Source organism: Burkholderia sola (genome assembly GCF_905400185.1).
Classification (GTDB): domain Bacteria; phylum Pseudomonadota; class Gammaproteobacteria; order Burkholderiales; family Burkholderiaceae; genus Burkholderia; species Burkholderia sola.
Genome location: NZ_FR989676.1, coordinates 3,040,046 through 3,050,481 on the forward strand (window position 1 = coordinate 3,040,046; position 10,436 = coordinate 3,050,481).

Consider the following 10,436-nt stretch of genomic DNA (forward strand, 5'->3'; position numbering starts at 1 on the left):
CGACATCGCACGGCACACTCCATGACGAATTCCCTGATACTGATTGCAGAAGACGAGCCCGACATCTCGGACATCCTCGATGCGTACCTGAAACGCGACGGCTTTCGCACCTACCGCGTCGCCGACGGCCAAGCGGTGCTCGACATGCAGCCGCACCTGAAGCCCGACCTGATCCTGCTCGACGTGAAGATGCCGCAGAAAAACGGCTGGGACGTGCTCGCCGAGCTGCGGCGGCGCGACAACACGCCCGTCGTCGTCGTCACCGCGTTCGATCGCGACCTCGACCGGCTGCAGGCGCTGCACGCCGGCGCGGACGACTACATCGTCAAGCCGTTCAACCCGGCCGAGGTCGTCGCGCGGTTGCGCGCGATCCTGCGCCGGTCCGCCGCGCCGCCGGCCCTGCGCATGCTGCGCGTCGGCGACCTGGAGATCGATACCGACAGCTATCTGGCCCGCGTGCGCACGGCTGACACCGAGGTGCCGATCACGCTGACGCTGACGGAGTTCCGGCTGCTCGCGCACATGGCGAGATCGCCGAGCCGCGTGTTCACGCGCGGCGAGTTGCTCGATGCGTGCATGGCCGACGTGAGCGCGCTGGAACGCACGGTCGACAGCCACATCTGCAGGCTGCGCAAGAAACTCGAACAGGCCGGCGCACCGGGCATGCCGGAAGTGATGCGCGGCGTCGGCTACCGGCTGCGGGGCGCGCAGTGATCGTGGCCGGCGATCGGTCGGCGCGCACGGTTTCCCGCGACGGCTGCCCGGCCGACCTCGCGCGCTTCATCGAGCACTTCAATGAGATGACTCATCCAATGCAATCGACGAATCCACCTGATGCGGCAGCCCCCGTCGCCGGCCGCAACCGCGTCACGCGCACCCAGCTCACTGAACTCCAAACCCGGCTCGACGCCATCAAGGTGCTCGCCACCGATGCGCACGCTGCCTCTCACGACGCGCTGCTTCAGCATGTCGACGCGCTGTTCCGGTGCGTCGAAGACCTTCAGGTGGCCGAACGACAGGCGCCGGCGATTCGAACATTTCCTCGATAACGAACGGCCGTTTCAACACGCATCGGAAAGGATCGGCGAGTCGCTTTCGGCATTACCTGCGTTACCGGTTTCGAACATTACAAAATGCCGCCGATCTTTCAAAATCATTGCGCCTTATTCGATTTAATTTTGTTTCATATAATCAGAAAAAGTTTGACATCGCGCTTTCGTTCTTGATACCGTCCGATGCAAGCAATCCGACGGATTGCCCGCCACGCAATCGATTCCGCTCCACATTTTTTCGCTTCCGCTGCACCGAAGTACGCGCCGCCGAATGATTCGTTCGTCCGCCGGCTCGTGCAGTATCCCGATGCATTTCACTGGACGGCTGCCATCCGGCAGCGGGCCGAAGGACCGAATCAAATGAGCAGGACAACGAAGCTATTGCTCTAGCAATCCCGCCCGCGCCGACTCCGGCGCGACTGCCCCGCCCTGCGGCGCAGCCTTCCCGTTACCGCGTTTTCCGTATTTCGCCTCCGGAGAAAACCCGCTTTCCGGATCGGGCGAAAGGCCCTGTCGCGTCCGTGCCATCCGCCCGCATGCGACAGAAAACGGCGGTGCATGACCCGCACCGCTGTCGACCGTTGTTGTTCGTGCCGTTCGTTGTTCAACCGGAGGGGTAATTCAAATGAATCAGGTTGCAAACAAGAAACAAAAGCACATTCGCGCCGTCAATCTCGCACTCGCCGCCGCGGCCGCCGCCGCTTCGTTCGGCATGGCGACCGCCCATGCCGCGCCTGCGGCCGGCTGGACGGAAACGCGCACCAAAGGGTTCCTGCCGCTCGTGCAGCAGAACGAAGCCGGCACGGTCGGCGCGCCCGCCGCGAGCACGGCAGCCGCTGCCGCGTCGGCTATCGACATGGCGCCCGGCGAATCGGTGGACATCGTGCTCGGGCTGAACCTGCGCAACGAAGCCCAGCTCGACCAATACCTGCGCGACCTGCACACGCCCGGCTCGCCGCACTACCGGCAGTTCCTCACGCCTGCGCAATTCGCCGCGCAATACGGACCGACCGACCAGCAGGTCGCGTCCGTCGTCGCCCACTTGCGCAAGGCCGGCTTCGTGAATATCGTGGTCGCGCCGAACCGGCTGCTGGTCTCCGCGTCCGGCACCGCGGGGACCGTCCAGTCCGCATTCCGCACGACCCTCAAGCGCTTCACGCGCAACGGCCGCAGCGTCTATGCGAACACCGACGCCGCGCAAGTGCCGAACGCGATCGGCAACGTCGTCGGCGCGGTGCTCGGCCTGCAGAACGTCGAGCTCGTGCATACGGGCGCGGGCGGCACGCCGCAAGGCAACACCAGCAACCTGACGATCCCGGCCGGCGCGTCGGCGGTGCCGCACAACCCTACCGAGTTCTCGTCGATCTACGGCGGCGACGGCACGCCGACGGCTTCGCAGACCACGGTCGGCATCATCTCCGAAGGCGATCTGTCGCAGACGGTGAGCGACCTCAATACGTTCGCCGCGAACAACGGCCTCGGCACGATCAGCAGCAGCATCGTGAAGACGGGCCCGGCCGGCAGCTCGTACACCGACACCGACGGCACCGTCGAGTGGAACCTCGACAGCCAGTCGATCGTCGGCACGGCCGGCGGCAGCGTGAAGCAGGTCGTGTTCTACGTCGCGCCGTCGATGACGCTCACCGCGATCACCGCCGCGTACAACAAGGCCGTGACCGACAACGTCGCGAAGGTGATCAACGTATCGCTCGGCGTGTGCGAATCGTCCGCGTACAGTACCGGCTCGCAGGCGACCGACGACACCATCTTCAAGCAGGCGGTCGCGCAAGGGCAGACCTTCTCCGTGTCCGCCGGCGATCACGGCGCGTACGAATGCGCGAGCGGCAAGCCGTCGCGCTCGACCTACACGGTGAGCGAGCCGGCCACGTCGCCGTACGTGATCGCGGTCGGCGGCACGACGCTGTTCACGAATACGTCGACCAATGCGTACAACAGCGAAATCGTCTGGAACGATCCGAGCTGGCAGTCGGGCACCGTGTGGTCGACGGGCGGCGGGTACAGCAAGTACGAGGCCGCGCCGACGTGGCAATCGTCGACCCTCACCGGCTCGACCAAGCGTGCGCTGCCCGACGTCGGCTTCGACGCCGACCTGCGCACGGGTGCGATTCTCGTCGTGAACGGTCAGACGTCCGACACGCTGTGGGGCTCGGGGTACCTGAACAACGAAGGCGGCACGAGCCTCGCCGCGCCGATCTTCACGGGCATCTGGGCGCGGCTGCAGTCGGCCAACAACAATGCGCTCGGGTTCCCCGCGTCGAGCATCTACAAGTACTTCCCGACCAACGCGGCGCTGCTGCACGACGTCACGTCCGGCAACAACGGCAGCGGCACCTACGGCTACAAGGCGAAGGCCGGCTGGGATGCGACGACGGGCTTCGGCAGCGTGAACATCTCGAAGCTGAACGCGTTCATCCAGAGCACGTCGGATTTCGCGCGCTGATGAGTCGCTGACCGTTGCGGTTGCGCAAGCGCGACGTATCGTACGCAACCGCGTCTGACGACCCGCGAAGGCTGCGAAGCCATCGCGGGTTTTCTGCATGCGGCGTCATCTCGCCTCTCCGATGCGAGCCCCGCCGCGCCGCTCAATCGGCCCAGTCCCGGACATAATCCGGCACCGGCACGGTGCCGCCCGCATGCACCGGCGCGCCGCGTATCGTCTTCAGCGGCAGGATCCCGGCCCACACCGCCAGCCCGAGATCCTCTTCCTTGTCGGACGGCAGCGAATCGCTGATTTTCACGGCCGCTTCCGCCATCGAAATCCGCAGCACGCTGGTCGCATTGATTTCCTTCGAATTGCCCGGCCGCGCTTCATGCTTGCGGCCCGGCGCGATCTTGTCCATCAACGCATCCAGCGCGGCGAGTTTTTCCTCACTGCCTTCGACCACGTCGAACGGCCCGTAGATCACCGCCGATCGATAATTCATCGAATGGTTGAAGGCGGACCTGGCCAGCACGAGACCGTCCAGCAGCGTCATCGCGACGCAAGCCTGCGCGCCGACCGACAGCGCCTTGATCATTCGGCTGCCGTTGGACCCGTGGATATAGAGCGCATCGCCCGTCCTCCAGTGTGCGGTCGGGATGCAGTGCGTGTTCTGCCCGTCGCCGAACGCGATGTGACAGACGTACGCGTCGTCCACGATGCGGTAGAGCATCGTGCGATCGCGACTCGCCAGTTCAGGCAGACGGCGAATGGTCGTGCGCGGCGTGGAAGAGAGAGTGGTCTGGTTGCTCATATATATCTGTACTGCGAAATGAATTGTATCGGCATCGTGCCGTATCCGTGTCTCAGCGCGTGGTTGCCCCGCCCATCGACAGTCGCGCGCCGAATCGAGCAAAATACGCGCACACCGCGAGTTGCGCCGATCGCCAGCCATGTGTGCGAACCGGCCTGCGCCGCGCAAGCATGAACGATACGACGCGCGACGCGTCTTCGAAAGAACCAGCACAAGGAAAATTTCTGGAACCAGCCCATGGATCTCGCGCTGCTCATCTCATCGCTTGCCAGACAGGACGGCGCGACAACCCATAGCCAGCAGGAAGCGCTCTACCGGAGCCTGCGCGACATGCTGCTGGACGGGCAGCTTCCGCCCGGCACGCGGCTCGCGTCGACCCGCGTGCTCGCGGCCGAGCTGGGCATCGCGCGCAATTCCGCGGTCTATGCGTACGAGCGTCTTGCCGAGGAAGGCTTCGTGGCGGCCACGCGCAACGGCACGATCACGCGATGGGACGGATGCGGCCGCCCGGGCGCCGGACAGGAAGACGGCCCTGCGCCGGTTCACCTGTCGGCGCGCGTGCAAGGGTTGGAGAACGCCGATCCCGAGCCCGAACGCATGTTGCCGTTCGTTCCCGGCCTCCCGTCCCTCGACGAATTCCCGGTTGCCCAGTGGCGCCGCTGCGTCGAGCGCGCATGGAAGACCATCACGCCCGCCCGGCTGGCGTACGGTCCGGTCGAAGGATTGCCCGAATTGCGGCGCGCGGTGGCCGCGTACATTCGCGTGTCGCGCGGCGTGCGCTGCGACATGGCGCAGGTATTCATCACCGACGGCACGCAGGGCAGCCTCGAACTGTGCGCGCGGATGCTGGCGAATCCCGGCGAATACGGCTGGCTCGAGAACCCTTGCTACAACGGCGCGAGGACTGCGTTCCGCTCGACCGGCCTGACTCCCGTGCCGATCGAGGTCGATCGCGAGGGCATGGCGCCAACCGACGCGCAGTGGCGCACCCACCCGCCCCGGCTGATCTATACGACACCGTCGCACCAGTACCCGCTCGGCACGCTGATGAGCCCCCGGCGGCGCGCGGCGCTCGTCGAGCATGCCCGTGCATGCGGCACGTGGATCATCGAGGACGACTACGACAGCGAGTTCCGTCGCGGCGGCCAGCCGCTGCCCGCGATCCAGGGCCTACAGGCGGACGCGCCGGTGTGCTATCTCGGCACGTTCAGCAAGACGATGTTTCCGGCGCTGCGGCTCGGTTTCATGGTGGTGCCGCCGGTGCTGGTCGAACGCTTCACCCGAACGCTGCGCGAACTCGTCCATCGCGGCCACCCGGCCGACCAGCTGGCGATGGCTGAATTCATCGATACCGGCCTATTTGCGCGGCATCTGCGGAAGATGCGGGCGCGCTATGCGGACCGGCGCAGCAGCCTCGAAGCGGCGCTCGCCCGCCATCTCGGCACGTCGCTGAGCGTGCGGGAAAGCCCGGGCGGCATGCATCTTTCCGCGGATCTCGCGATGCCGCTGCACGATACCGACGTCGCGCGCACTGCCGCCGCCCATGGCTTGCTGCTGCAACCGCTGAGCAGCTACTGCATCGGCGACGGCCGCCGCGGCAACGGCCGCCGCGGCAACGGCCGCCGCTACAACGGCTTCGTGCTCGGCTATTCAGGGCTGAGCGACGCGACGATCGAGACAGCCGCGATGCAGTTCGCAGCCGTCATCGACGAGCACCGCCGCGCGCGGCGCTGAGCATCGCTCACAGTTGCGATTCGATCGGAAACAGCCCGAGGAACCACACTTCCATCCGCCGCCCGGCGGATACCTCCGGCTCGTGGTCGATCTCGGTGACCTTCCCGTCCGCGTCCGTCTGAACCCACGTGAGCCGCCCTTTGCCAGCCGCGTCGGTTCTCGCTTCCACGCGCCATGCGATCTGGTCGAGCCGCGCTTCCAGATCGTTGGCCACCTGGGATGCGATCGCCGGGCTCTCGCAGTAAAGGCCGATCTCCGTATTGAGGTTCAGCGAGCGTGGATCGAGATTCATCGACCCGATGAAAATGCTCGTGTGATCGAACACGTAGGTCTTCGCATGCAGCGACGCACGCGACGAGCCGATGATGACCTGCTTCGAAATGCTCTTGTCGCCCGATGGCCGGCGCTCGTAAAGCCGCACGCCCGCGTTCACCAGATCGCTTCGATAGCGGCGGTAGCCGGCATGCACGGCCGCCACGTCGGTCGACGCGAGCGAATTGGTCAGCACCGTCACGCGCACGCCGCGCGCCACGAGCGCGCGCAGCCGATCTACGGCATCCTTGCCCGGCACGAAATACGGCGACACGATCAGCAGGTCGTGCTGCGGCTGCAACGCGAGCGCACGCAACTGCGGCATCAGGTGCCCGTCGCGGTCCTTCGGCGGGTGCGCGATCTTCGACGGATCGTCGTACAGCACCGTCGCATGCCCCCACGACAATTCGGTGCCCTGCCCGTGAACGATCCGGTCGAGCCGCTGGCGTGCCTCGAGCACGTACGGATTGTCTTCCATCGCCCTCAGGTAGTCGCGCAACCGTTCGCGCTCGCGGTCGAGCCCGCCCGGCGCCGCATCGTGCCCGACCAGCGTATCGACCGGATACGCATACGGCGAATTCCAGAACGTATCGAATTCGGTCGAGATGTCCTTCACGACCGGGCCGTGAACGACGACGTCGAGATCGCCGAATTCCAGCATCGACGATGCGCCGAAATATTCATCGCCGATATTGCGACCGCCGACGATCGCCGCCTGGTTGTCCGCGATCATCGCCTTGTTGTGCATGCGCCGGTTGACGCGCGAGAACTCGAATACGGTGCCGATCTTCTTGAACCGGCGCGTGGCCACTGGATTGAACAGCCGGATCTCGATGTTCGGATGCGCGCTGATCTCGAGCAGCTTGCGGTCGTCCGCGTTGGTGCCGAGATCGTCGAGCAGCGCGCGCACGCGCACGCCGCGATCGGCCGCGCGCATGACCGCATCGGCCAGTTCGTGGCCGGTCAGGTCGTCGTGCCAGATGTAGTACTGAAGGTCCAGCGAGCGATCGGCGCGGTCGGCGAGCAGCACGCGCGCGTCCAGCGCGTCGACCGGATCGGTCAGCAAATGAAACGCGTCCTGCCCCGGATGCGCGGCAGCCTGCTGGCGAAATGCCGCGCCGAGGCGCGTATCGTCGGTATCGGTGAATGCATGCGTCGGCGCGCGGTCGGCCTGCGGCGGCAGGCTCGCGCACGCGACAAGCATCAACAACGACAGAATCGCACCCCACGAACGCAGCATGATCATGTTGGCCGCCCCCACTGTCGGGCGAAGTCGGATTGTGTTTGTTCTGGCTGCCGGACGGAGCGCGGCGCGGGTCATCGGTGCGCGCGCGACGGAGCAGCGTGCGACCGGATCGCGCCACAGCATACTTCGATTGATATCGGGGCCGCACGCTTTCCGTGTTTCCGCGGTGGCGAAGATGCGACAGGCGGCGCCGGCGCGAACGCGTTCAATACGGTCGACACATGCGTCCCGCGCCCCAAAAGAAAAACCCGCGACGCCGTGCGGCATCGCGGGTTTCGCGGCTTCTGTGCCGTTACCCGTAAGCCGTCCGCAAAATAAAGCATAAGCTGTCCGCAGCGGCGACTTATATCTTCACTCCGCCCCTCGGCGGTAAAGCATAACTTGGCCCAACGGTAAGAAATAAAGCATAAGACGGCCCGGAAAATCACCGATAAAACAGTCTATGTTTTCTGCTTTTTCGCAACAAAATTGCGACTAGCATGGAAGAACCCCTCCAGTCGAAAGTGACAGATGGGACGCTCGAACGGGGGCCGACAGCCCGCCGCGTATGACTTTCCACCACCACCGGGAGACTGCGATGCCCATCTGGAAACTATGCCCCGCTTCCGTACTGCCGAGGTTTCCGTCGTCTCGATGGCGCATACGAGACTGCGGACGAAAGCCGGCTTTTTGTTGGCGTCGTATGTCTGAACACGGTGGCGCCAACCGCACAACGTCACGCCGTACACCGACGTGACCGAACGTCTGCTTGATGGAGCTGATGATGACGACCCCGTGCGAGCGCACAAAGGCCGTGACCGATACCCGGGAGCTGCTGCAGATACTCGCCTCCGGGCACGAGGTCGCCATCAACGGTCTCGTCCAAACGCTGGCGCTACGCCTGCTTAGGCACTACCCGCTCGACCTCGACCTCGATGTATCTGCTGCCGCGTTACCGGGAGTCTGGGCCGCACCTCAGCACCGGCAGACTTGCCCGACGGTGGCCCCGGGATGCAATAGTGGTGCTCTTGGTCAGGGCGATGATGACGATATTCGCAGTTAAGCAGGTCTGACGACCGGTCGGCGTCTGGCCCCTGCGGAATTCCCACGAGAGCCGACGCCAGGACTTTGCTGTCGGCGGCGAGAAGTGGCGGAGGCGTTTATCGTGACCGTTGAAGACGCGGCGAAATATCTCTTCGTTAGCCGCTCTCATATCCGCGCGCTTCTCGCGTCGGGACAGCTGCTCGAGGTTTTGCCGGGAAACCGCTTCGGGGAGGTAGAAATCGAAGTGGCGTCGGTGCAGGCGTACCAGGCAAGACTGGACGCCGCGCGGCAGGCTTGGCTTGATACGGACACCGAAGATAACGACCCGATGAGGTCCTAGCAGGCTGTTGAAAAGCGCCTCGCTTTGATGACTGGGGCACTGTTTAAAAGGATTTCGTATGCGCTTGGCTGCCGAGTTGCCAACGAATCGCCGAAGCTGGACCGTTCGCGAGCGATCCAGCCGGCGCGTTGCCGTACGACGGCCGCGCTTGGGCGGCTCATTGCACCGCTCCTTGCGGCGGCACCACCGTCAGCATTCGCGCCATTCGAGTCAGATTGCTCGCCAGCATCGTCAGCTTGAAGTGCTGGTCGACCCGTTTGAGGCCGCGATACGCGGTCTGTCGAATCCTGCCGACGGTCTTGCCCCAGCCGAAGTGCTCTTCGATGCGTTTGCGAATCACTTGGCTAATGCCATAACCGGCGTGCCGCGAGGTGCGGCCGTCGATCGCACTGCCGCCTTGATGCGTGTCGTTGCGCGCGACGTGTGGCGTCACTTTGCGCGCTCGGCAATCCCGCACAAAGTCGCGCATGTCGTAACCCTTGTCGGCGCCGAGCGTCTTGGCGTGACGACCCGGCACGCAATCGAGCAGGCGCAACGCACTCGCGCGTTCGCCGAAACCATCAGCGTGGCTGACCACTGCGCCGACCACCAAGCCCGAGCGGTTCTCCATCAGGATGTGCCCCTGATAACAAAGGATGGCTCCGCTTTGCCGCCCCTTGCGGAACAGGCGCGCATCCGGATCGGTGCTCGATTCATGCGTGTCGTTGCTGCGCCGCTTGCCCTTCCAGTCGGTGTCGACATTGCGGCCACCGCCGGCTGGCGGATCGTCCGAACCGTCCTTGGGCCGGAAGCTCTTGTGGCTGGCCCAAGCCTGGATCAGCGTGCCATCGACCGAGAAGTGTTCTCTGGACAGCAGCCCTTGCTTGTCGGCCAGGCTCATGACTTCGGTAAAGAACGCTTCGACCACGTCGTGCTCCAGCAGTCGATCCCGGTTCTTCGAGAACACCGAGTGGTCCCACACGGCGTCTTCGATGGCCAAGCCGACGAACCAGCGGAACAGCAGGTTGTAGCGCATCTGCTCCATCAGCATGCGCTCGCTGCGTACCGAGTAGAACACCTGCAGCAACAACGCACGCAACAGCTTCTCCGGTGCAATCGACGCGCGGCCGCTGTCCGCGTAGATCGTGCCGAACAACCCGTTGAGCCGCTTCAGTGCCTGATTGACCAGCAGCCGGAGCGGCCGCAACGGGTGATCGGCCGGCACGAAATCTTCCAGCTTCACCGTCGTGAACAGCGGTTCCTGCATCTCGTCCATTCCGCGCATCGCTCTTATCTGCCCAAGGTCATGAACACGATATCTCTAACGCACCGCTCGCAACGCCCGTTTACACCGTTCCGAATTTCAACAGCCTGCTAGGCGCTCCGGCGACCTCCGCCCGAATGATTCCCGGTTCAGGACGCCGCCGCTGCCACTGCCGGAGGCGCAATGTCTCGCATCACAATTGATGGAAACGAAATGGCGCAACGACTGCAGG

9 protein-coding genes are annotated in these 10,436 nt (G+C 64.7%); 6 read left to right on the top strand and 3 right to left on the bottom strand.

The genetic code is table 11. The features are described from left to right. Positions 1-21: 21 nt before the first annotated feature. The 3 genes from KR541_RS29975 to KR541_RS29985 all read left to right on the top strand — a co-directional run bounded on the left by KR541_RS29975 (position 22) and on the right by KR541_RS29985 (position 3,513). Positions 22-714: a response regulator gene (locus tag KR541_RS29975; protein WP_089489143.1), complete on the top strand. Its 693-nt coding sequence runs from the start codon at positions 22-24 to the stop codon at positions 712-714. Continuing rightward, entirely contained in the window at positions 711-1,049 is a 339-nt protein-coding gene (locus KR541_RS29980; protein ID WP_235356134.1) for a hypothetical protein, read from the top strand. The genes KR541_RS29975 and KR541_RS29980 overlap by 4 nt, the downstream gene beginning before the upstream one ends. A gap of 628 nt (positions 1,050-1,677) precedes the next feature. Continuing rightward, positions 1,678-3,513 carry a S53 family peptidase gene (locus KR541_RS29985; RefSeq protein ID WP_216089988.1) on the top strand — a complete coding sequence of 612 codons (1,836 nt, stop codon included), beginning with the start codon at positions 1,678-1,680 and terminating at the stop codon, positions 3,511-3,513. Between the two features lie 142 nt (positions 3,514-3,655). Here KR541_RS29985 and KR541_RS29990 read toward each other — a convergent pair whose 3' ends face one another. Further along, a complete protein-coding gene (locus KR541_RS29990) occupies positions 3,656-4,306 on the bottom strand; it encodes a pyridoxamine 5'-phosphate oxidase family protein (protein WP_089489141.1) in 651 nt (216 codons plus the stop codon). Positions 4,307-4,543: 237 nt separating this feature from the next. On the opposite strand from KR541_RS29990, the gene pdxR reads away from it, so the two are divergent. Next, complete coding sequence (gene pdxR / locus KR541_RS29995) at positions 4,544-6,040, top strand: MocR-like pyridoxine biosynthesis transcription factor PdxR (RefSeq protein ID WP_216089989.1); 1,497 nt, start codon at positions 4,544-4,546, stop codon at positions 6,038-6,040. Positions 6,041-6,047: 7 nt separating this feature from the next. On the opposite strand, the gene KR541_RS30000 is transcribed toward pdxR, so the two are convergent. Continuing rightward, the gene (locus KR541_RS30000) at positions 6,048-7,598 is read right to left on the bottom strand and encodes a phospholipase D family protein (RefSeq protein WP_204384133.1); all 1,551 of its coding nucleotides are present in this window, start codon (positions 7,596-7,598) and stop codon (positions 6,048-6,050) included. A gap of 751 nt (positions 7,599-8,349) precedes the next feature. On the opposite strand from KR541_RS30000, the gene KR541_RS30005 reads away from it, so the two are divergent. Both KR541_RS30005 and KR541_RS30010 read left to right on the top strand, forming a co-directional pair. Further along, positions 8,350-8,640 carry a BPSL0761 family protein gene (locus KR541_RS30005; protein WP_216090020.1) on the top strand — a complete coding sequence of 97 codons (291 nt, stop codon included), beginning with the start codon at positions 8,350-8,352 and terminating at the stop codon, positions 8,638-8,640. 102 nt (positions 8,641-8,742) lie between these two features. Then, positions 8,743-8,961, top strand: coding sequence for a MerR family transcriptional regulator (locus KR541_RS30010; RefSeq protein ID WP_252996696.1), 219 nt, complete (start codon positions 8,743-8,745; stop codon positions 8,959-8,961). A 157-nt stretch (positions 8,962-9,118) separates the two neighbouring features. On the opposite strand, the gene KR541_RS30015 is transcribed toward KR541_RS30010, so the two are convergent. Beyond that, positions 9,119-10,216 (bottom strand): IS5-like element ISButh6 family transposase, encoded by a 1,098-nt coding sequence (locus KR541_RS30015; protein ID WP_080334439.1) that lies wholly within the window; start codon positions 10,214-10,216, stop codon positions 9,119-9,121. Between the last annotated feature and the right edge of the window lie 220 nt (positions 10,217-10,436).

What these genes read in the sequence shown, in the direction of transcription:
- KR541_RS29990 (WP_089489141.1), bottom strand. Translation starts at nt 4,306, where the DNA reads ATGAGCAACCAGACCACTCTCTCTTCCACGCCGCGCACGACCATTCGC.
- KR541_RS29985 (WP_216089988.1), top strand. Translation starts at nt 1,678, where the DNA reads ATGAATCAGGTTGCAAACAAGAAACAAAAGCACATTCGCGCCGTCAAT.
- KR541_RS30000 (WP_204384133.1), bottom strand. Translation starts at nt 7,598, where the DNA reads ATGATCATGCTGCGTTCGTGGGGTGCGATTCTGTCGTTGTTGATGCTT.
- KR541_RS30005 (WP_216090020.1), top strand. Translation starts at nt 8,350, where the DNA reads ATGGAGCTGATGATGACGACCCCGTGCGAGCGCACAAAGGCCGTGACC.
- KR541_RS29975 (WP_089489143.1), top strand. Translation starts at nt 22, where the DNA reads ATGACGAATTCCCTGATACTGATTGCAGAAGACGAGCCCGACATCTCG.
- pdxR (WP_216089989.1), top strand. Translation starts at nt 4,544, where the DNA reads ATGGATCTCGCGCTGCTCATCTCATCGCTTGCCAGACAGGACGGCGCG.
- KR541_RS30015 (WP_080334439.1), bottom strand. Translation starts at nt 10,216, where the DNA reads ATGGACGAGATGCAGGAACCGCTGTTCACGACGGTGAAGCTGGAAGAT.